17 protein-coding genes are annotated in these 20,803 nt (G+C 75.1%); 10 read left to right on the forward strand and 7 right to left on the reverse strand.

Annotation, left to right across the window (positions count from 1 at the left end; translation table 11 throughout):
* Positions 1-4: 4 nt before the first annotated feature.
* The 4 genes from panC to ACFY0X_RS12955 form a co-directional block, all read right to left on the reverse strand.
* Positions 5-910, reverse strand: a complete 906-nt coding sequence (panC, locus tag ACFY0X_RS12940) for a pantoate--beta-alanine ligase (RefSeq protein WP_387752913.1) — start codon at positions 908-910, stop codon at positions 5-7.
* Entirely contained in the window at positions 910-1,881 is a 972-nt protein-coding gene (locus tag ACFY0X_RS12945) for a Rossmann-like and DUF2520 domain-containing protein (protein WP_387752916.1), read from the reverse strand. Before ACFY0X_RS12945 ends, panC begins: the two co-directional genes overlap by 1 nt.
* A 126-nt stretch (positions 1,882-2,007) precedes the next feature.
* Positions 2,008-2,697, reverse strand: coding sequence for a response regulator (locus tag ACFY0X_RS12950; protein ID WP_387752919.1), 690 nt, complete (start codon positions 2,695-2,697; stop codon positions 2,008-2,010).
* 37 nt (positions 2,698-2,734) lie between these two features.
* Positions 2,735-3,931: a sensor histidine kinase gene (locus ACFY0X_RS12955; protein WP_387753195.1), complete on the reverse strand. Its 1,197-nt coding sequence runs from the start codon at positions 3,929-3,931 to the stop codon at positions 2,735-2,737.
* Between the two features lie 164 nt (positions 3,932-4,095).
* Between ACFY0X_RS12955 and ACFY0X_RS12960 the strand changes: the two genes are divergently transcribed.
* Together ACFY0X_RS12960 and ACFY0X_RS12965 are read left to right on the forward strand one after the other, a co-directional pair.
* Positions 4,096-5,112, forward strand: coding sequence for an SAM-dependent methyltransferase (locus ACFY0X_RS12960; RefSeq protein ID WP_387752921.1), 1,017 nt, complete (start codon positions 4,096-4,098; stop codon positions 5,110-5,112).
* The gene (locus tag ACFY0X_RS12965; protein WP_387752923.1) at positions 5,109-6,278 is read left to right on the forward strand and encodes an NADH-quinone oxidoreductase subunit D; all 1,170 of its coding nucleotides are present in this window, start codon (positions 5,109-5,111) and stop codon (positions 6,276-6,278) included. The genes ACFY0X_RS12960 and ACFY0X_RS12965 overlap by 4 nt, the downstream gene beginning before the upstream one ends.
* Positions 6,279-6,310: 32 nt before the next feature.
* On the opposite strand, the gene ACFY0X_RS12970 is transcribed toward ACFY0X_RS12965, so the two are convergent.
* A complete protein-coding gene (locus ACFY0X_RS12970) occupies positions 6,311-7,237 on the reverse strand; it encodes a hypothetical protein (RefSeq protein WP_387753198.1) in 927 nt (308 codons plus the stop codon).
* Between the two features lie 355 nt (positions 7,238-7,592).
* Here ACFY0X_RS12970 and ACFY0X_RS12975 point away from each other — a divergent pair, with 355 nt between their 5' ends.
* The 8 genes from ACFY0X_RS12975 (at position 7,593) to ACFY0X_RS13010 (ending at position 18,770) form a co-directional block, all read left to right on the forward strand.
* Positions 7,593-8,066 carry a hypothetical protein gene (locus tag ACFY0X_RS12975; RefSeq protein ID WP_387752926.1) on the forward strand — a complete coding sequence of 158 codons (474 nt, stop codon included), beginning with the start codon at positions 7,593-7,595 and terminating at the stop codon, positions 8,064-8,066.
* 83 nt (positions 8,067-8,149) lie between these two features.
* Complete coding sequence (locus tag ACFY0X_RS12980; RefSeq protein ID WP_387752929.1) at positions 8,150-10,978, forward strand: toxin glutamine deamidase domain-containing protein; 2,829 nt, start codon at positions 8,150-8,152, stop codon at positions 10,976-10,978.
* 406 nt (positions 10,979-11,384) lie between these two features.
* Entirely contained in the window at positions 11,385-12,593 is a 1,209-nt protein-coding gene (locus tag ACFY0X_RS12985) for an SUKH-4 family immunity protein (RefSeq protein ID WP_387752932.1), read from the forward strand.
* A gap of 277 nt (positions 12,594-12,870) precedes the next feature.
* Positions 12,871-13,833: a Ppx/GppA family phosphatase gene (locus tag ACFY0X_RS12990; RefSeq protein WP_387752934.1), complete on the forward strand. Its 963-nt coding sequence runs from the start codon at positions 12,871-12,873 to the stop codon at positions 13,831-13,833.
* A 624-nt stretch (positions 13,834-14,457) separates the two neighbouring features.
* Complete coding sequence (locus ACFY0X_RS12995; protein WP_387753201.1) at positions 14,458-15,261, forward strand: sugar phosphate isomerase/epimerase family protein; 804 nt, start codon at positions 14,458-14,460, stop codon at positions 15,259-15,261.
* 46 nt (positions 15,262-15,307) lie between these two features.
* On the forward strand, positions 15,308-16,096 hold the full coding sequence (locus tag ACFY0X_RS13000) for a class I SAM-dependent methyltransferase (protein ID WP_387752936.1): 789 nt from the start codon (positions 15,308-15,310) through the stop codon (positions 16,094-16,096).
* Between the two features lie 158 nt (positions 16,097-16,254).
* A complete protein-coding gene (gene ilvD, locus ACFY0X_RS13005; RefSeq protein WP_387752939.1) occupies positions 16,255-18,099 on the forward strand; it encodes a dihydroxy-acid dehydratase in 1,845 nt (614 codons plus the stop codon).
* A gap of 140 nt (positions 18,100-18,239) precedes the next feature.
* Positions 18,240-18,770, forward strand: coding sequence for a hypothetical protein (locus ACFY0X_RS13010; protein WP_387752942.1), 531 nt, complete (start codon positions 18,240-18,242; stop codon positions 18,768-18,770).
* Positions 18,771-18,795: 25 nt separating this feature from the next.
* Here ACFY0X_RS13010 and ACFY0X_RS13015 read toward each other — a convergent pair whose 3' ends face one another.
* Entirely contained in the window at positions 18,796-20,112 is a 1,317-nt protein-coding gene (locus ACFY0X_RS13015) for a hypothetical protein (protein WP_387752944.1), read from the reverse strand.
* 133 nt (positions 20,113-20,245) lie between these two features.
* The gene (locus ACFY0X_RS13020) at positions 20,246-20,695 is read right to left on the reverse strand and encodes a hypothetical protein (protein WP_387752946.1); all 450 of its coding nucleotides are present in this window, start codon (positions 20,693-20,695) and stop codon (positions 20,246-20,248) included.
* Positions 20,696-20,803 lie beyond the last annotated feature (108 nt).

Below are 20,803 nucleotides of genomic sequence, written 5' to 3' on the forward strand. Positions count from 1 at the left end.
GGCGCTAGCGGCAGATGAGGTGGACGTTGTCGATCAGGCGGGTCTCGCCCACCTTCGCGGCGACGGCCAGCACCGCCTCGCCCTGGAAGTCGTCCGCCGCCTCCGAGAAGTCGTGCGGGTCGACCAGGGCGAGGTAGTCCAGGGTGACGCCCTCGGCGCCGTCCAGGACGGCCGAGGCGGCCTCGCGGACGGCCTTCGGGCCCTGCGCGGCGGCGTCCCGGCCGGCGAACAGGGCCTTGGACAGGACGAGCGCCCGGGCGCGCTCCTGCGCCGAGAGGTAGCGGTTGCGCGAGGACAGCGCCAGGCCGTCCTCCTCGCGGACGGTCGGCACGCCGACGATCTCCACGTCGAAGTCCAGGTCGGCGACCATCCGCCGGATGACCGCCAGCTGCTGGGCGTCCTTCTCGCCGAAGAAGGCGAAGTCCGGGTCGGTGATGTGCAGCAGCTTGGCGACCACGGTCAGCACGCCGTCGAAGTGGCCGGGGCGGGTGGCGCCCTCGAAGCGCTCGCCCATCGGGCCGGCCACCATGCGCACCTGCGGCTCGCCGTTCGGGTAGACCTCGTCGACGGACGGCGCGAAGACCACGTCGGCGCCGTTCTCCTCGGCCAGCCGCACGTCCTCGTCGAGGGTGCGCGGGTAGCGCTCCAGGTCCTCGGCCGGGCCGAACTGGAGCGGGTTGACGAAGACCGTCACCGCGACCCGGCCCTCCCGGCCGACCTGCTTGCGGGCGGCCCGGATCAGCGCGGCGTGGCCCTCGTGCAGCGCGCCCATGGTCATCACGACGGCGTTGTCCACCGGCCGCTCGTCCGGCCAGAAAGCGGCCTCGAAGTCGTCCACGGTGCGGGTGACGACGGCCCGGTGGACCTTCGGCGTCCGCTGGGCCTTGTTCGGCTGCTTGCCGCGTGCCATCAGTGCTTCTCCTCGTTCAGTACGTCCAGCAGCGCCGCCGCCGACGTTTCGTCGATCGCTCCGTTGGCGAGCGCCCGCTGCGCGGTGGCGCGGGCCATCGCCCGGTACGCCGCCGGGATGTCCGGGGACACCGTACTGAGCTGCGCCAGGTGGCGCCGTACGGTGCCCGCGTCGCCCCGGGCGACCGGGCCGGTGAGGGCGGCGTCGCCGGAGCGCAGGCTGTTGTCCAGGGCGGCGCCCAGCAGCGGGCCGAGCATCCGGCCGGGCTCGGCGACGCCGGCCGTGCGCAGCAGGTCCATCGCCTGCGCGACCAGGGTGACCAGGTGGTTCGCGCCGTGCGCGAGGGCGGTGTGGTAGAGCGGGCGGACGTCCTCGGGCACCCACTCGGGCTCGCCGCCCATCTCCACCACCAGCGCCTCGGCGACCGGCCGCAGCTCCTCGGGCGAGGTCACGCCGAACGGGCAGCCGGCCAGCCGGGCCAGGTCCACCGAGGTGCCGGTGAAGGTCATCGCCGGGTGCAGGGCCAGCGGCAGCGCCCCCGCCCGGGTGGCGGGCTCCAGGACGGCGACGCCGTGCGCGCCGGAGGTGTGCACCACCAGCTGGCCGGGGCGGACCGCGCCGGTGGCGGCCAGCCCGGCCACCAGGTCGGCCAGCGCGTCGTCCGGCACGGTCAGCAGCACCAGGTCGGCGGCGGCCAGCACCTGCGGCGGGGTGACGATCCGCACGCCCGGCAGCAGCGCCTCGGCGCGGCGGCGGGAGGTGGCGGACACCCCGGACGCGGCGACCACGGTGTGCCCGGCGAGCTGGAGCGCGGCGCCCAGCGCGGGGCCGACCCGGCCGGTGCCGACCACGCCGACGGCGAGCCGGGCCGGGCGGTTGCCCGGGTCTCCGGGATCGCCGAAGGCCTGGCCGCCGAGACCGTCGGCGAGCGGGGCGAACTCGCCGAAGTCGGCGAAGTCGGACGGATTCACGTCCACCCTTGTCCTGCCTTGTCCTGAATGACCGTTCCAGTCCGCTCGACGGGTACCGGACGTACCGCCCCAGTCTACGGGGGAGACCGAACACCGAAGCGGATCAGTCGGTGGCCCGGGCCCGGATCAGTCGGTGGCCCCGGCCCGGATCAGCCCGGCCTCGTACGCCAGCACCACGGCCTGGACCCGGTCGCGCAGTCCCAGCTTGGCCAGGATCCGGCCGACGTGGGTCTTCACGGTGGCCTCGGAGAGCACCAGCCGGGCCGCGATCTCGCCGTTCGACAGCCCCTGGGCGACCAGCAGGAACACCTCCCGCTCGCGCTCGGTCAGCGGGCCCAGGGCGTCCGAGCCCGGCGCGCTGTGCGGGGTGGGCAGCACCTCGGCGAAGCGGTCGATCATCCGGCGGGTGGTGGTCGGGGCGACCACCGCGTCGCCGCCGTGCACCGCGCGGATCGCGGCCACCAGCTCGGTCGGCGGGACGTCCTTGAGCAGGAAGCCGCTGGCGCCGGCCTTGAGCGCGGCGAAGGCGTACTCGTCCAGGTCGAAGGTGGTGAGGATGAGCACGTGCGGGGCGTTCGGCAGCGGGCTGCCGTCCTCGGCGAGGCAGATCCGGCGGGTCGCCTGCACGCCGTCCAGCCGCGGCATCCGGACGTCCATCAGGATCACGTCCACCTCGGTGTGCCGCAGCAGCTCCAGGGCTCGCGCGCCGTCGCCCGCCTCGGCGGCGATCTCGATGTCGCCCTGCGACTGGAGGATCATCCGGAAGCCGGTGCGCAGCAGTTCCTGGTCGTCGACGAGCATCACGCGGATGGTCAAGGTGGGACTCCTTGGAGGGGGTGGACGGCGGACGGGGCTAGTGGGCCGCCTTGAGCGGCAGGACGGCGCGGATCCGGAAGCCGCCACCGGGGCGGGGGCCCACGTCGAGGCTGCCGCTGACCATGCCGACGCGTTCGCGCATGCCGATCAGGCCGTGGCCGAGGCCGTCCGTGCCGCCGGCGGCCAACTGCTCGTCGGTGCTGCCGCGCCCGTCGTCCTCCACCAGGACGGCCAGCTCGCGTTCGCCGAAGTCGACCGCGACCCGGGCGTGCACGTCGGGGCCGCCGTGCTTGCGGACGTTGGTGAGCGCCTCCTGGACGATCCGGTAGACGGTCAGCTCGACGCCGCGCGGCAGCTCGCGCGGGTGCCCGGAGGTGGCGTAGTCCACGTCGAGCCCGGCCGTGCGGACCTGCTCCAGCAGCTCCGGCAGCTCCTCGACGCCCGGCTGCGGCACGTACTCCTCGGCGGTGGTGTCGGAGGTGCGCAGCACGCCCAGCAGGCGGCGCATCTCGACCAGCGCCTGGCGGCCGGTGGAGGCGATCGTGCTCAGCGCCTCCTTCGCCTGCTGCGGGGAGTTGTCCAGGACGTACGCGGCGCCGTCGGCCTGGACGATCATCACCGAGACGTTGTGCGCGACCACGTCGTGCAGCTCGCGGGCGATCCGGGCCCGCTCGGCGGCGACCGCCACCTTGGACTGGGCGTCCCGCTCGCGCTCCAGACGGGCGGCGCGGTCCTCCAGCTCGGTGAGGTAGGCGCGGCGCACCCTGGTCAGCCGGCCCCAGGCCCAGCAGAGGATGAACGGCGTGCTCATCAGCAGCGTGATCAGCGCCGCCTCGCCGAAGGTGTACGGGCGGCTGTGCGCGTCGCCGGCCCTGTCGAAGACCGTCTTCACCGGCTTCATCTGCCAGAACACCAGCGGCCCGGCGGACAGGCCGGCCGCCAGGGCCAGCCGGGAGGTCCACTTCTGGCCGAAGGCGGCGCCGGTGTAGGCGAAGACCAGGTAGGCGATCGAGGAGCCGCCCGGCGGCACGTTCGCGACCACCTGGCCGACGCCGATGCAGGTGGCGGCGGCCACCGTGAGATCGGGTTGGCGCCGCCGGAAGACCATCAGCAGCGGCAGCAGCACCGCGACCAGGATCGAGGCGTCGAAGCGCCAGCCCTCGTCGACGTAGCCGTCGTTCGGCAGCAGGCCGAAGAACAGCACGATCGACGCCCAGGCGGCGTCGACCACCATGGGGTGACGGCGGAGCCAGGCGTTGAGTCGATGCACGTGTCCAGCGTAGGCAGTCGCTTCGCATGCCCAGGTCCGCCGGTAGGGCGATCCGTCCTACTCCGTAGGTCGGAGAGCACCTGATCCGATTGGGTGGGGCCACCGGGCGCCGGGTAGCGTCCGGCCCCATGACTTGGATGCGGTGGGCGCCCGCCATGGAACAGGCCCTGTACGACCCCGAGCGGGGTTTCTACCGCAGGCCGGAGGGCCCCGCCGGGCACTTCCGCACCTCCGTGCACGCCTCGCCGAGGTTCGCCCGTGCGGTGGCACGGCTGCTGCTGGAGGTTGACGCGGCCCTCGGTCGTCCGGAGGAGCTGGCCCTGGTCGACGTCGGGGCCGGGCGGGGCGAACTGCTCACCGGGGTCCTCGCCGAGCTGCCCGCGGAGGTGCTGGCACGGCTGCGGCCGTACGGCGTGGAGATCGCCGGGCGGCCGCACGGCCTGCCGTCCACAGCCCTGTGGACGGACGAGCCGCCGCGCGGCGTCACCGGGCTGCTGTTCGCCAACGAGTGGCTGGACAACGTGCCGCTGGACGCCGGCGAGGTGGACGGGGACGGGGTGCTGCGCTACCTCGAGGTGGACACCGCCACCGGCGAGCAGCGCCTCGGCGAGCCGGTCTCGGCGGCCGACGCGGCCTGGGCCGAGCGCTGGTGGCCGGTCGCGGAGCCCGGCGAGGTGGTGGAGTTCGGCGGCCCCCGGGACGCCGCCTGGGCGCGGGCCGTGGCCGGGCTGGAGCGCGGTCTGGCCGTCGCCGTCGACTACGGGCACACGGCGGACCGGCGGCCGCCGTTCGGCACCCACGCCGGCTTCCGGGACGGCCGGGAGGTCGCCCCGGTGCCGGACGGCTCCTGCGACGTCACCGCGCACGTCGCGCTGGACTCGATCGCCGCTCCCGGTCTCCACAGCCTGTGGACGACGCAGCGGGAGGCGCTGCGGGCGCTCGGCGTGAGCGGCGAGCGCCCGGCGCTCGCGCTGGCGTCCAGCGACCCGGCCGGCTACCTGCGGGCGCTGAGCGGCGCGGGGGAGGCGGCCGAGCTGACCGACCCGGGCGGGCTGGGCGGGTTCGGGTGGCTGGTGCAGGCCGTCCGGATGTCGGGACCGAGGAGTTTGGCGGACCTGCCGGGATGGCAGACTCTGACCTCATGAGGGAGACCACGGTCGGCATCGGGGCGGGCGCCGAGAACTTCACGGGCACGGCGGGCACCACCGACATGGTGCTCAACATCGGCCCGCAGCACCCGGCCACGCACGGCGTGCTGCGGCTGCGCATGCTGCTCGACGGCGAGCGCATCGTGAGCGCCGAGCCGGTGATCGGCTACATGCACCGGGGCGCCGAGAAGCTGTTCGAGGCCCGTGACTACCGGCAGATCATCATGCTGGCCAACCGGCACGACTGGCTCTCCGCCTTCTCCAACGAACTCGGCGTCGTCATGGGCGTCGAGCGGATGCTCGGCATGGAGGTCCCGGAGCGGGCGGTGTGGGTCCGCACCCTGCTCGCCGAGCTCAACCGGGTGCTCAACCACCTGATGTTCCTCGGCTCGTACCCGCTGGAACTCGGTGGGATCACCCCCGTCTTCCACGCCTTCAACGGCCGCGAGGACCTCCAGCACGTGCTGGAGGAGGCCTCCGGCGGGCGGATGCACTACATGTTCAACCGGGTCGGCGGCCTCAAGGAGGACCTGCCGGCCGGCTGGCTCGGCCGGGTCCGCACCGCCGTCGCCACCGTGCGCTCGCAGCTGCCGGTCTTCGAGGACCTCGTCCTCGGCAACGAGATCTTCCGCGCCCGCACCGCCGGCGTCGGCGTCCTCACCCGGGCGCAGGCCGAGGCGTACGGCGTCAGCGGGCCGATCGCCCGGGCCAGCGGCCTCGACCTCGACCTGCGCCGCGACGAGCCGTACCTGGCGTACGGCTCCGAGGAACTGCGGCAGGTGCTCACCGTGGTCACCCGCGAGGAGGGCGACTGCCTGGCCCGCTTCGAGTGCCTGCTGGAGCAGACCCTCAACTCGCTCGACCTCGCCGACGCCTGCCTCGACAAGCTCGCCGCGCTGCCGCCCGGCCCGGTCAACCAGCGGCTGCCCAAGGTGCTCAAGGCGCCGGAGGGCAGCACCTACGCGTGGACCGAGAACCCGCTCGGGATCAACGGCTACTACCTGGTCTCGCGGGGCGACAAGACGCCGTGGCGGCTCAAGCTGCGGTCGGCGTCCTTCAACAACATCCAGGCGCTGACCGAGCTGCTGCCGGGGACGCTGGTCGCGGACATGGTGGCGATCCTGGGGTCGATGTTCTTCGTGGTCGGCGACATCGACAAGTAGGACCGCCGGGGGTCGGTGGGCGGGCGGGGCGGTCAGTCCTGCTTGGGGGGCTTGACCTTGGCCTTGGCGTTGTCCTTGGCCTTGGCGTCGGCCTTGTCCTTGGCCTTGGCCTTGGCCTTGGCGTCGGCCTTGGCCTGATTGGTCGGCTTCGGGGGCTTGACCGGGTCGGCGGGGTGGGGAGCCACCTTGCGGTCGCCCTTGGTGGCGATCCGCTCCTCGCACAGCCGGGCCAGCACCTCGTACGCCTCGCGGCCCATCAGCTCGGTGAGCTCGGGGCGGTAGCTGACGTACACCGGCTCCGCGCCCTGGTGGGCCGCCGGGGCGCCGGTGCACCACCAGTGCAGGTCGTGGCCGCCGGGGCCCCAGCCGCGCCGGTCGTACTCGCCGATCGAGACCTGGAGGTAGCGGGTGTCGTCGGGGCGGTCGATCCAGTCGTAGGTGCGGCGGACCGGCAGCTGCCAGCAGACGTCCGGCTTGGTCTCCAGCGGCTCGCGGCCCTCCTTGAGGGCGAGCGCGTGCAGGGCGCAGCCGGCGCCGCCCGCGAAGTCCGGGCTGTTCACGAAGATGCAGGCGCCGTTGACCCGGCGGGTCTGGCGGTCGCCGTCCTCGTCCAGCATGGTGATGCCGCCGTCGGCGACGATCCGGCTCTTGGCGTCGGTGCCCTCGGCGAAGTTCTCCCACAGCTCGGGGGTCAGCCGGGCCGCGTGCGACCGGACGCGCTTCTCGTCGTCCTCGTCCGAGTAGTGGGCGCCCAGCGTGCAGCAGCCGTCCGACTCGCCGCGGCCCTCGCGGATGCCGTGGCAGCCCTGGCCGAAGACGCAGGACCAGCGGGAGGTCAGCCAGGTGAGGTCGCAGCGGAAGACCTGCTCCTCGTCCGCCGGGTCGGCGAACTCGACCCAGGCGCGCGGGAAGTCGAGCGGGACCTCGTCGCGCGGGATCTCGCGGCGCAGGGTCGGCATCGCGAGGTCGACGGGGGCGGAGGAGGCCTTGGGCTTCGCCTTGGCCTTCTTCTCGGACGTTTCTGCTGGGGACGCTTCTGCTGGTGCCACCCGGCAAGGGTAGAGCTTTCGGGGGCGGAAGCGCGGTGGCGGGACCGGTGGTCGCGGCCCGTGGCGGTGGGGGCGCCGGGAGTGAGGGCGGGGTGGGGCACCAGGAGTGGCGGCCCGGAGTGAAGGCGGGGTGGCGCCGGGAGTGAAGGCGGGGTGAAGAGGTCTGTCGGGCCCTGCGGGCGGCCCCGGCGGCGTGCCTAGGATGGCGGCCGGCCCGCTGCGGGTCCGCACGGGCCCGCAGGGTCCGCTACGGGGAGGTACGGGGATGGCAGGCGGCAGCACCGGGGCGTCCGGCCCGGCGGGCGGGGAGTTCGTCCTCAAGCCGTGGGAACTGCACGGTGAGGGGCGGGAGTTCGAGAAGCTCGGGGGTGAGCTGACGAAGGCCGTCGCCGCCCTGGAGCAGGGCCTCGCGGCGCTCGGTGCCCCCTGGGGGACGGACCAGCCGGGCAGCGGCTTCGCCGCCGTGTACGGGCAGGCGCGCGGTGAACTCGTCGGCGGGCTGCGGGGGTTGGCCGGGCGGGTGGCCGGGGTCGGGGCGGGGCTGCACACGATGGCGGGGCGGACGGCGGACGCGGACAGCTCGGCGGCGAGCGGGTTCGGGGCGACGGCGGTGCCGGGGGGTTCGGGAGTGCCGGGGGTGCCTGGGGTGCCTGGGCCGGTCGGGGTTTCGGGGGTGACCGGGGTTCCGGGGGCAACCCAGGGGGCGGCTCCCGTCGTCCCCAAGGACATGTCGGTCTGACAGGCCCGGCTCGACGTACCGGCTCGACGTACCGGCTCGACACAGCCGGTACGACAGACCCGGCTCGACAGGGGGAGAAGCGCGTGTCCCGGAAACTGCCCGAGGAACTGGTCCCGGTGCTGGCCCGGACCGGCCAGCAGTGGCCGCAGGCCGACGAGGAGGGCCTGCGCAAGGCCGCCGGAGTCTGGCGCGAGTTCGGCAAGGAGGCCGACCGGCTCACCCGCCGCTGCGGCGAGTCCGTCCGGCGGGTCACCGCCGACAACTCCGGCCACGCGGTCGAGGCCTTCGGCGCGTACTGGCAGGCGTTCAGCGGCGGCGGCAAGGGCCACCTGGACGACGCGCACAGCGCGGTCGGGCTGGTCGCCGGGGCCTTCGACACGGCCGCGCGGGCCGTGGACATCTGCAAGGCCGAGGTCATCGCGACCCTGCAACAGCTCGCCGCCGACCTCAAGCAGGCCGAGGAACAGGCGGCCGAGGCCAAGGAGGCGGCCGGCCGGATCGCCGCGGCGGCCGACGGCGACCCGGCGAAGAACGGGGTGGTCGGCGGACTGGAGAAGGCCGTCGGCGGCGTCGCGGCCAAGGTGCGGAACGCCGCCACCGAACAGGTCGCGGCGGGCGTGGCGGCCGTCGCCGTCGAAGCCGCCGCGCTGAAGATCGGCGGACTGCTCGCCGAACTCGGCCGGGCCATGAAGGACGCCCTGTCCGGCGTGCTCAAGGAGCCGGCCGCCGTCGCCCTGCTGAAGCTCGGCACCGCGCAGGGGACGGGGATCACCGCGGCCTCGTACCGCGGCGGCGCGTTCGACCCGCTCGCCGCCGGGCTGCCCGCCGCCCTCGGCGAACCGGGGGTGCTCGGCGCGGACGGCTCCGGGCTGGTCCTGCTCGCGGGGAAGGACGGCAGGCCGCTGGTCGGCGTGCCCGGGCTGACGGTCAAGGTGGACGAGCACGGCAAGCCCGTCCTCGGCCCGGACGGGCAGCCGGTCATCCTGCGCGCCGACGGCACGGAGGTGGCCGACGCCACCGGGCTGCTGGTCGTCCCGGGGCCGGACGGCAAGCCGGTCGTCGGGGTCGCGGACCTGGCCGTCCGGCTGGACGAGCACGGGCAGCCGGTGCTCACCGACGAGGAGGGCAAGACGGTCCACGGGGTGCCGCTCGCCGGGCTGACGCCGGGGGCGGACGGGCCGGGCGGCGACAGGCCGGGGGCCGAGAGGCCGGGCGCGGACAAGCCGGGTGCGGGTGTGACGCCCGGGGGGCCGGGGGATCCGAAGGCGCCGGGTGTCGTGACGGTGGCCTCGGTCGCGGTGGACCCGGGTGCGGTCGTCGGCGGGTCGGACGCGGTGGTCGCGGCGAGCGCGCCGGGGGGTGCGGCGGGGGGTGTGGCGGGGGGCGCGTCGGCCGGAGGCTCGCCGGGGCACCACCGGGCGACGGGTGGTGGCGGTGCAGGCGCCGGCGGTGTCTGGGCGCCGGCGGCGGCCGCTGCCGCGCCGTTCGGCAGCGGCGTCGGGTCCGTCGGGCCGGGGGGCTCGGCGGACGGGGACTACCCGCTCCAGGCGCCTGCGGCCTCCTCACACGGCGGGGGCGGTCGTGGCGGTGGTGCGGGCGTCGGTGGCGGCGGTGGTGGTGCGGTGACCGTACGGACGGACTCGGTGATTGCGCCGGCCGATCCGGTCACCGCGCCCGTCACCACGCCGTCCACCGGCGGCCCCGCCCACGTTCCGGCGCACGGTCCGGCACCGGAGGTCCCGCCGGCGATCCGGCCGGTCGGGGTGCCCGGGCAGTTCGGCACCCCGGTGTACGGCGGCGGGTATGGCGGGTACCCGGCGGCCGGTCCGGTGGGTACCGTCGGACCCGGGCCGCTGGCCGGCCCCGGTGGCGGGCCGGTGAACGTCGCGGCGCCGTTCGGCAGTGGCGTCGGGGCGGGTGCGTCCGGCAGTCCCGGCGGCGCGGCCGTCGGCGGTCCTGCCGTCGGCGGACCTGCTCCCGGAGGACCTGCTCCCGGCGGGCCGCAGCCGGGTGCGCCGGTGGCCAAGGCCCCGGTCGGCGCGGCGCCGAACCCGGTCGTCGGACCGCCGCCCGTCCACGCCGCACCGCCGCCTCCGGCCGCACCGCCGATCGTCGGGACCACCCCGGTCATCGGGAGGCCCGAACCGCACCCGGTGGACGCCCGGCGACGGGAGAACGCGGCCGGCCTCGCCGACCCGACCCTCGCCTGGGGCGCGGTCCCGGTCGCGACCGCCCACGCGATGGCCCTCCAACTCGCCCTGCGCGCACGGCGCGGAGCCCAGCCGGAGGATCCGGCGGTCCGGGTGCGCAGCATCGCCGACAGCCGTCCGTACGGCCTGCCGGGCGGGCTCGCGCCGGTCGACCCTGAGCACCAGGCCGAACTCGAACGCCGCGCGCCCCGGGGCGAGGACGGCCTGCCCGTCCGCCACCCCGACCCGGCCGCCGGCGGCTGGTCGGAGGCCGTCAACGACGGCGGCTACCGCGAACCGGGCCGGGCCAACAACAGCCTGGAGATCGCCCTCTCGGCGGTCGAGTGCTACACCGGCCGCCCGACCTGCGCGGCCCCGCGCATCCCCACCGAGGGCGACGCCGGCGAACGCGGTGGCCGGGACCGCGCCGAACGCGAACTCGGCGCCCCCTTCCGGGACCTGGGCGACGGTGGGCGGGCCTTCGACCGCCTCGCCGAGGACCTCCGCCGCGCCGGCCACGGCTCCCAGGCGGTGCTTCTCACCCTCGACGCCTACGGCCGCCCGCACGCCTGGAACGCCGTCAACCACCAGGACACCGTCACCTATCTCGACCACCAACTCGCCCGCCAGGCCCCCACCCCCCTCCACCCCGCCACCCACGGCCTCTGGGCCATCGCCCTCACCCCCGAAGGCCGCCCCCTACCCCTCACCCCCGCCGCCTGACCCCGCCCTGCCCTGCCCCCCAGCGCGCAGGAAGTCGGCCCCGCCGACTTCTCGCCCTTTCATAGGGGGCGTGAGGCGGAAAGGTATGTAGACCGGTCTGCATATTCGCCCATCTCTGGAAGAAGGGGCGCGGGCCGCACTAGAAGTCGGCGGGGTCGACTTCTAGTGCGCGAGGGGACGGGAGGGGCGGGGTGTGCGGGGGTTGGGTGGGGAGTCGGCGGGGGCGGTTGTCGGTGCTTGGTGTGGGGTCGGTGTGGGGGCGTAGGGTCGCGGGTCGGGTTGGGATGGGTGTCGGGGTGTGGACGGGAACGGGGGTGGCCGGGTGATTTCGCGGGCGCAGGCGGTGGAGGCGGGGCACCGGTGGATCAACGGGGATCTGCCACAGGGCGCCGGTGCGGTGCGGCGGGTGTGCACCCATGAGTTCGAGCTCGGCTGGGTGGTGTGGGCCGAGCCCGCCCGGCTGGTGGTGGACCCGCGGACGGCAGAACGGCGGGCGCCCGAGGAGGTGGGCGCGGCCTGCGCCGTGGTGGACCGGGAGAGCGGACGGTTCACGGTGTGGCCCTCGGTGCCGGTGGACGAAGTGGTCGGGCTGTACCGGGACTTCGTCGGCGCCGGCGGCTACGACCCGACCCTCCCGCCCGCGACCGGCCGGGGCGCCCGGGCCGAGCTGATCTACCGGGACGTCACCGGCGAGGAACGGTCGCTGGCCCTGCGCTCCGCCGCGGGCCTGCCGCACCCCGCGCTGCGCGGCTGGTGGTGGCTGCGCGAGCAGGGCGTCGCCGCCGAGGACGTGCTGGCCGTCCGGACCGACCTGCGGCCGAGCGCCCTGCCCGGCGGCTACTGGTCCTACGCCCTGGCCGCCGAACTGCCCACCGCCCGGATCGACTTCGAGCTCCCGTACGGCCCGCGCTTCGACCACCGGGCCGCCGCCGTACGGTCGCTGCCCGCGCCGCCGGACGGCCCGGCCCGCAACCGGGTGCCCTTCCCCCGAGCGGTGCGCCCCGCGCCCGACGAGCCCGACGCCGCGCTCGCCGCCCGGCTCGCCGAGCGGTTCGGCCCGGCGGGCGTGCAGCGCTTCGAGCCGACCGACGTCGCCCGCGCCGAACTGCCCGGGGACACGGCCGCGTTGCTGCTGACGGTGGGCGTCCCGGTCTCCGTGCCGGGGTTCTTCGGGCTGCACCACCCGGGCATCGAGGCGATCGCCGACGGCACCCGCCAGGGCACCGCCCTGCCCCCGCTCGCCGCGCACCTGGCCGAGTTCGGCCGCGGCACCCGGGTGGCCGAGCGGGAGCGTCCGGCGCTCGCCGGGCAGTTGGTGCTGGGGACGGACGGCTGGGCGCTGCTGGCCCTCGACCCGGTGGGCGGGGCGGTCCGGGCCGTCGACCCGGACTACGCGACCGCCCGCCACTGCAACGCGAGCCTGCGCGCCTTCGTCCGCTGCCTGGAGGTGTTCGCCGGCTGGTGGCCCGCGCTGCGCGGGCTCGACCCGGTGGCCGCGGGCGGGGCGGTGGACGCCCTGCAGCGCGCGCTGGCGGAGGTGGACGGCACGGTCTTCGCCGACCCGGAGAACTGGTGGGCCGTCATCGTCGAGCAGCTGTGGGACGGCCTGCTGTGACGGCCGGTCGGCCGCGCCGGAAGCCCAGGCGCGGCCACCCTCGCGCCGACAACCCTCGCGCCGACAACTCCCGCGCCGACAACCCCCGCGCCGGACGCCGCAAGGGCGGCCGCCCCCGATGCGGCGCCCCCCGGGCGGCCACTGGCCACCCGGGCGGTACGGGTGCGGACGGCCGGAACCGCCGGTTCACCGGCCCGCCCGCCGGCCGGTCCCGGACCAGCACGAGTACCGCCGCACCCCCTCTCACCAGGACCCGGATCGCGTAGCGTGGAGAGTTATGCGACTCGGTGTGCTCGACGTAGGTTCCAACACGGTCCACTTCCTCGTGGTGGACGCCCACCCGGGTGCTGCCCCGCTGCCCGCGTACTCGCACAAGGCCGAGCTGCGCCTGGCCGAACTGCTGGACGCGGACGGGGCGATAAGCGAGGCCGGCGTCGAGCGGCTGGTCGGCCACGTCGCCTCCTCGCTGCGGGTCGCCGAGGACAAGGGCGTGGTCGACATCCTCCCGTTCGCCACCTCCGCGGTGCGCGAGGCCGCCAACGGCGAGGAGGTGCTGCGCCGGGTGACCGACGAGACCGGTGTCGAGCTGCGCGTCCTCTCCGGGCAGGACGAGGCCCGGCTCACCTTCCTGGCCGTCCGCCGCTGGTTCGGCTGGTCCTCGGGCCGGCTGCTCAACCTGGACATCGGCGGCGGCTCGCTGGAGATCGCCTGCGGCCTCGACGAGCAGCCGGACGTCGCCTGCTCGCTGCCGCTGGGCGCCGGCCGGCTGACCGCCCGCTGGCTGCCGGGGGACGTCGCCGACCCGGACGGGCTGCGCGAGCTGCGCCGCCACATCCGGGCGGAGCTGGCCACGGTGGTCGCCGAGATCACCCGGCTCGGGCCGCCGCGGCACGCGGTCGCCACCTCCAAGACCTTCAAGCAGCTGGCCCGGATGACCGGCGCCGCGCCCGCCGACGCCGGCCCGTACGCCGACCGGCGGCTCACCCGCAGCGGCCTGGCCGCCTGGCTGCCCCGGCTGTCCGCGATGACCGTCGCCGAGCGCGCCCGGATCCCCGGCGTCTCCGAGGGCCGGGCCAAGCAGCTGCTGGCCGGCGCGCTGGTCGCCGACGCCGCGATGGACCTGTTCGGCCTGGAGGAGCTGGACGTCTGCCCGTGGGCGCTGCGCGAGGGCATCATCCTGCGTCGCCTGGACGCCATGGACAGCCCCGCCGACCGCCGCCGCCCGGCGCTCACCCCGTAATCCCGGTCGGCCGCACCGGCACCCCGGCCGCGCCCGCAGCCCTGGCCGCGCCAAGACACCCGGCACCCGCCCGGTCGACCACCGCCCCACGGCCGGTCGGAGCCGCCCCGCCGCAACGTGCCGATGGTCACTGCGCCGGTCATCCCACCCCGTTCGCCGCGTGCTCCGCTTACGCTGTCTCCCGTGGTGCAACCAGCGGACGAGGACGGAACGCAGGAGGGCCGCACTCCCGGGAACGGGCAGTCGCGGCCGGACGGCCCGCGCCGCCGGCTCGGCAAGGCGGTGACCGGGGCCACCGCCGCCCAGGCCGCCAAGCAGGCCGCGAAGGCCGTCAAGGCCGCCCAGCGCACCGCGAAGACGGCAGCCGCGAAGACGACCGCGGCGAAGACGACCGCAGCGAAGACCGCCGAGACGGCGAAGCCGAAGCCCGCGAGGACCACGAAGCCCGCGAAGCAGACCACCACCGGCAAAGCCGTCCCCAAGGAGACCCGCACCGCCCGGGCCGCCGGCGCCGCCAAGGCCGCCGTCCAGTCCGTCCGCTCGGTCAAGGCCGCCAAGCGCGACGCCGCCCGCCCCCCGCTGCTGCGCACCACCGACCGGCTGGTGCTGCCCCGGCACCCGGCCCTGCACATCCCCGACACCAAGGTGGTGCTGTCCACCGCCTCGGTGTACCCGGCGAGCACCGCCGTGGCCTTCGAGCTGGCCGCCAAGCTCGGCTACGACGGGGTCGAGGTGATGGTCTGGAACGACCCGGTCAGCCAGGACGTCGACGCCCTACGCCGGCTCTCCGACGCCCACCAGCTCCCCATCCTGGCCGTGCACGCGCCCTGCCTGCTGATCACCCAGCGGGTGTGGAGCACCGACCCGTGGACCAAGCTGGTCCGGGCCCGGGCGGCCGCCGAGAAGCTCGGCGCGAGCGCCGTGGTCGTCCACCCGCCGTTCCGCTGGCAGCGCCAGTACGCCCGGGAGTTCGTCGAGGGCATCAACCGGATGGCGGGGGAGACCGACGTCCGCTTCGCCGTCGAGAACATGTACCCGTGGCGCTACCGCGACCGGGAGATGCTCGCGTACGCCCCCGGCTGGGACGTCACCGACGAGGAGTACCGGCACTTCACCATCGACCTCTCGCACGCCGCCACCTCCCGGATCGACACCTTCGCCATGGTCGAGCGGATGGGCGACCGGCTGGCCCATGTCCACCTGGCCGACGGCAGCGGCTCCGGCAAGGACGAGCACCTGATCCCCGGCCGCGGCAAGCAGCCCTGCGCGGAGCTGCTGGAGCACCTCGCCCGCACCGGCTTCGACGGCCACGTGGTGCTGGAGGTCAACACCAGGCGCTCCGCGTCCCCCGCCGAACGCGAGGCCGACCTGGCCGAGGCCCTCGCCTTCACCCGCTTGCACCTGGCCACCCCCTCGCGCGTACGCTGAGCCGTCCGGCCGGATCGGGCGCGAACCGCCCTACGCAGGAGGCGAAATGGCGACGGGTCAGGAGTTCCGCGAACTGCCCGGCTTCCGTGAGCTGGCCGGGAGCTTCGGCGCGGTGGCCGCCGAGTACGACCGCGGCCGGCCCGGCTACCCGGAGGAGCTGTTCGACGAGCTGGAGCGGCTCTGGGGCCGCGGGCTCAAGGGCGCCAGGGTCCTGGACGTCGGTGCCGGGACCGGCATCGCCACCCGTCTGCTGGCCGCCCGCGGCGCGGACGTCGTCGCCGTCGAGCCCTCCGCCGGGATGGCCGCGCGGTTCCAGGCCGTCTCGCCGCAGCTCCCGCTGGTCCGCGGCGTCGGTGACGAGCTGCCGTTCCACGACCGCTCCGCCGACCTGATCGGCTACGCCCAGGCGTTCCACTGGACGGATCCCGGGCGGTCCGTCCCGGAGGCGATCCGGGTGCTGCGGCCGGGCGGCGCGCTGGCCGCCTGGTGGAACCTCTTCGACGAGACCGTCCCCTGGGTGCGCGCCCGGGACGAGCGGCTGTCCGCCGCGCTGTCCGGCCGCTACCACGGCTACGGCCGGGTCGACGACCTGACCGCCCCCCTGGCCGCCGCCGGGCTGGAGGTCCTCCGCACCCAGCTGCGCTGGCAGCGGCAGGTGTCCGTCGAGCAGGTGGTCGACAACCTCACCTCGCGCTCCTTCCTCGCCTCGCTGACCCCCGAGCGGCGCGAACCGCTGCTCGCCACCGAGCGCGCGGCGCTGCTGGCCGAGTTCCCGGACGGACGGGTGGTCGAGCCGTACGTCCTCGACCTCACCGTGGCCGTCAAGCGGCACTGACGCCCGTCGGCACCGTGCCCGACCCGCCCCGCCGCCTGCCCGCATCGCGGACGGACCGTCCGCCCGCCGGACCGCGGGCGTAGGCTCGGTACCCACAGCGGCCCCCGAACCCTCCCAGCAGCGGGGCGCCGGCGAGAGCCCCGAAGGAGTGGAGCACAGTGCCCGAGCTGAGGTCCCGTACGGTCACCCACGGTCGCAACATGGCAGGCGCCCGGGCGCTTCTCCGGGCGGCCGGCGTAGCCCGCGAGGACTTCGGCAAGCCGATCATCGCGGTCGCCAACTCCTTCACCGAGTTCGTCCCCGGCCACACCCACCTCCAGCCGGTCGGCCGGATCGTCTCCGAGGCGATCAAGCAGGCGGGCGGCATCCCGCGCGAGTTCAACACCATCGCCGTGGACGACGGCATCGCGATGGGCCACGGCGGCATGCTCTACTCGCTGCCCTCGCGCGACCTGATCGCCGACTCGGTCGAGTACATGGTCAACGCCCACTGCGCGGACGCCCTGATCTGCATCTCCAACTGCGACAAGATCACCCCGGGCATGCTGATGGCCGCGCTGCGCCTGAACATCCCGACCGTCTTCGTCTCCGGCGGCCCGATGGAGGCCGGCAAGGCCACCCTGGTCGACGGCACCGTGCGCAAGCTCGACCTGGTCGACGCGATCTCCCAGGCGGTCAACGAGAACGTCTCCGACGAGGACATCGCGATCATCGAGGAGAACGCCTGTCCCACCTGCGGCTCGTGCTCCGGCATGTTCACCGCCAACTCGATGAACTGCCTGACCGAGGCGATCGGCCTCTCGCTGCCCGGCAACGGCTCGGTGCTCGCCACCCACACCGCCCGCCGCGCCCTCTACGAGAACGCCGGCCGGACCGTCGTCGAGATCGCGAACCGCCACTACGGCCAGGACGACGACTCCGTCCTCCCGCGCTCGATCGCCACCCGCGCCGCCTTCGAGAACGCCATGGCCCTGGACATCGCCATGGGCGGCTCGACCAACACCATCCTGCACCTGCTCGCCGCCGCCCAGGAGGCCGAGCTGGACTTCGACATGCGGGCCATCGACGCGGTCTCCCGCAAGGTGCCCTGCCTGTCCAAGGTCGCGCCGAACGGCTCGTACTACATGGAGGACGTGCACCGGGCCGGCGGCATCCCGGCCATCCTCGGCGAGCTGTACCGGGGCGGGCTGCTCAACGAGGACGTCCACACCGTGCACGCCGACTCGCTCGCCGAGTGGCTCAAGACCTGGGACGTGCGCGGCGGTTCGCCCTCCGCCGAGGCCGTCGAGCTGTGGCACGCCGCCCCCGGCTGCGTCCGGTCAGCCGAGGCCTTCTCGCAGTCCGAGCGCTGGGAGTCGCTGGACACCGACGCCGCCAGGGGCTGCATCCGTGCTGTCGAGCACGCCTACTCGGTCGAGGGCGGCCTGGCCGTGCTGTACGGCAACCTCGCCGAGGACGGCTGCATCGTGAAGACCGCCGGCGTGGACGAGTCGATCTGGACCTTCAGCGGCCCGGCCGTCGTGGTCGAGTCCCAGGAGGACGCGGTCGAGGCGATCCTCGCCAAGCGGGTCAAGGAGGGCGACGTCGTCGTCATCCGCTACGAGGGCCCCAAGGGCGGCCCGGGCATGCAGGAGATGCTCTACCCGACCTCCTTCCTGAAGGGCCGGGGCCTGGGCAAGGCCTGCGCGCTGGTCACCGACGGCCGCTTCTCCGGCGGCACCTCGGGCCTGTCGATCGGCCACGCCTCCCCGGAGGCGGCCTCCGGCGGCACCATCGCGCTGGTCGAGGACGGCGACACCATCGCCATCGACATCCCCGGCCGCCGGATCTCCCTGGAGGTCCCGGACGAGGTGCTGGCCGAGCGCCGCCGCGCGCTGGAGGCCGCGGGCGGCTACCGGCCGAAGAACCGCGACCGCCAGGTCAGCCAGGCCCTGCGGGCGTACGCCGCGATGGCCACCTCCGCCGACAAGGGCGCCGTCCGCGACGTGTCCAAGCTCGGCTGAGCCCGCACCGGCCGAGCCCGAGCCAGTACCCGATCCGGCCGAGCCCGAGCCCGCACCGGGCCCGAACGACGCAGGAGCCGTCCCGCGCGCTGCGGGACGGCTCCTCCGTCGTTCGGGCCGGTCGGGTGATAATCGACGGCGTGAGCGAGCAGCCCCCCACCCCCGCCCCCACTCCCGCCGGCGCCCCCGAGCCGGAGCCCCTGCGCTGGTTCGGCACCAGCTGGCTGAACCGGGACAACGGCTACTGGCCGCGCCGGGTCGCCGTGTCGGTCGGCGCCCTGGTCGCGGCGGCCGCCGCGGTGCTGCTGCTGCGCTTCGGCGTCGAGGGCATCGCCCTCTCCGACAACGGCACCTTCCTCAACGGGCTGCTGACCGCCGCCATCGCGGTCTGCTCGATGATGGCCGTGCGGCGCACCTGGAAGGTGCTCACCGAGGGCAAGGACCAGCTGACCGGCTGGATGGCCGAGGACAGGTCGCTCGGCGCGGTCTGGCTGATCGGCGGGGCCGGCTCGCTGCTCGCCTACTTCGCCCGCAGCCTGGTCGAGGCCCCCGGCGAGGCGGTCAACCGGGCCGCCTACGAGCGGGCCGTCGCCCAGTACGAGAAGCGCCAGGCGGGCCGCAGCCGCCGGCCCGACGCCAAGGCGCCGGGCCGGGCCGGGCGCAAGCGCTGACGCCTGCTCCCGGACACGACACCTCCTACGTACGGCTGACGATGCCGCACTGCCCGGTCGGCGCGAGGTCCTTGCTCCGGTCGTACGGGTCGCTGGTCGGCCCGGTGGGCGCGGGGCCGTGGGCGGGGAACTGCTCGAACCGCGGGTGCAGGAAGCCGTCGTAGACGTCGCAGGCGCTGTTGCCGGCGTCCCACTGGGTCTTGGCGAACACCAGCTTCTTCGCCTCGACCTTGTAGCGCTGCGGGTCGTGGAAGCGGAAGTCGTCGACCTTGCGGATGATCGTGCGGGTCGTCCAGGTGCTCCCGGTGTTGCCGGAGGCCGGGGCGGTCAGGCCGACCGGCCTGGCGGTGCCGCCCGGCGCGGTGTCCGGCGTGCCGCGGCGGGACGAGGCCAGCTTCTCCGCGTCCGGGCCCGGCTGCAGCGGGTAGACGAAGGTGAAGTCGGTGTGCACCAGCACGCCCCGGTCGCCGTCCTCCTCGAAGCCGATCCGGCCCTGGACCTTGACGGCGCCGCCGACCAGGGCCGCCTCGCGCGGGTCGAAACGGGCGAACCAGCTGGTCGGGTCGGTGCCCTTGCCGGGGTGGTCGAGGGCGGCCACGGCGGAGGCCCGCTCCTGGGAGTCGAGCATCGCCAGGGCGGCCTCCGGCCGGGCGCCGGCGATCACCCCGGGGTCGAGGTTGGCGGCGGTCAGGTAGGCCTTGACCGACTGGAGCTGGGCGGCGACCTCCTCGGCCGAGAAGACGCCGACGGCCTTGGCCGGGGGCAGCTCGAAGGACTCCAGGCTGGTCGGCCAGCCCTCCGCGGGGGAGCCCTTCCAGGGGTGGTCGACGGTCGGCTGGTCGGCCGGGGTGGCCGGCGGTGCCGCGGTCGGCCTGGCCGTCTCCGGGGCGACGGTCGGTACGGCGGCGCCCGAGGGGGAGGAGGATCCCCTGCCGTAGTGGTCCTCGTACCAGTCGCGCAGCCCGCCGAGGTTCAGTGCGGCGAGCACCAGGACGACGGTCAGCGTCACGAACAGCGGTGCGCGCCACTCGCGGCGGCGCGGGTGCGGGGCGCCCCACGCGTCGACCGCCGGGGGCTTGGGCCCGCGGCCGAACCGGCGCTTGGGCCGGGCGCCGTCGTTGACCGAGCGGCGGCCGCCCGGGTCGACCGGCGGGGTGTGCTTCCACCGGGCGGACAGCATGCGGGTGCGCCCGCTCTGCTCCTTGACGGTGGCGCTGCGGATGAACTCCTCGTCCAGGACGAGGTCGGCGAACGGGTCCTTCTCGCCCGTCCCGGACGGGTCGGACCCGTCCGGCTCGTCGCCCCGGCGGGGGCGCGGTTCCGGATCTTCGGCAATCGGCATCGCGCCAGTATGACGACGGGGGGTGACGATGCGCGGATCGGGGGCGCATCGGGTGGTGGACTCGTGCGGGTGGGCCGGCGGTTCACCCCGTTTCGTCCGGAACCGCGCCGCCGCCCGGCCCGCTCCGAACCGTTCAGCCCTTGCTGCGGGCCTGCTTGACCGAGCCGACCACCCCGGCGATCGCCAGCAGCAGGCCGGCCGGCAGCAGCGAGAGGAAGAAGGCGCCGAACAGGCCCTCGTCGCCGAGGAACAGCTGGGCCAGGGTGTTCAGCGCCAGCAGGCCCCCGGCCGCCGGGAGGGCGGCCTGCCACGGGTGCTCGTCCGCCCAGCGGCGCAGCCGCCGGTCGGCGGTGTCGCGCCGCAGCCGGCCGCCGACGGTGCCGACCAGGAAGAAGAAGAACAGGCCCCAGCCGGCCGGTGAGGCCAGCATGCTCAGGGACCAGTCCCCGGAGATCGCCTCGATCCCCAGGGTCGTCGCGCCCACCACCGCACCGACCCCCGCGGCGGTCCGCCACGGGCCCACGGTCGCCGAGGCGATGGCGAGTTGCCGGTTCTCACGTCGGGACATCTCGTCGTGTGCCATGGCTCCACGGTGCGCCCGCCGGAGCGCGGAGGCCATAGGGGAAACCCCCGAGATTCTCCCAGGACGGACCCTAAGGGCCCGTCACCCGGGGCGGGCCGGGCCGGCCGG

Origin of the sequence: Kitasatospora sp. NPDC001547, from assembly GCF_042894165.1 — a bacterium.
Taxonomy (GTDB): Bacteria; Actinomycetota; Actinomycetes; order Streptomycetales; family Streptomycetaceae; genus Kitasatospora.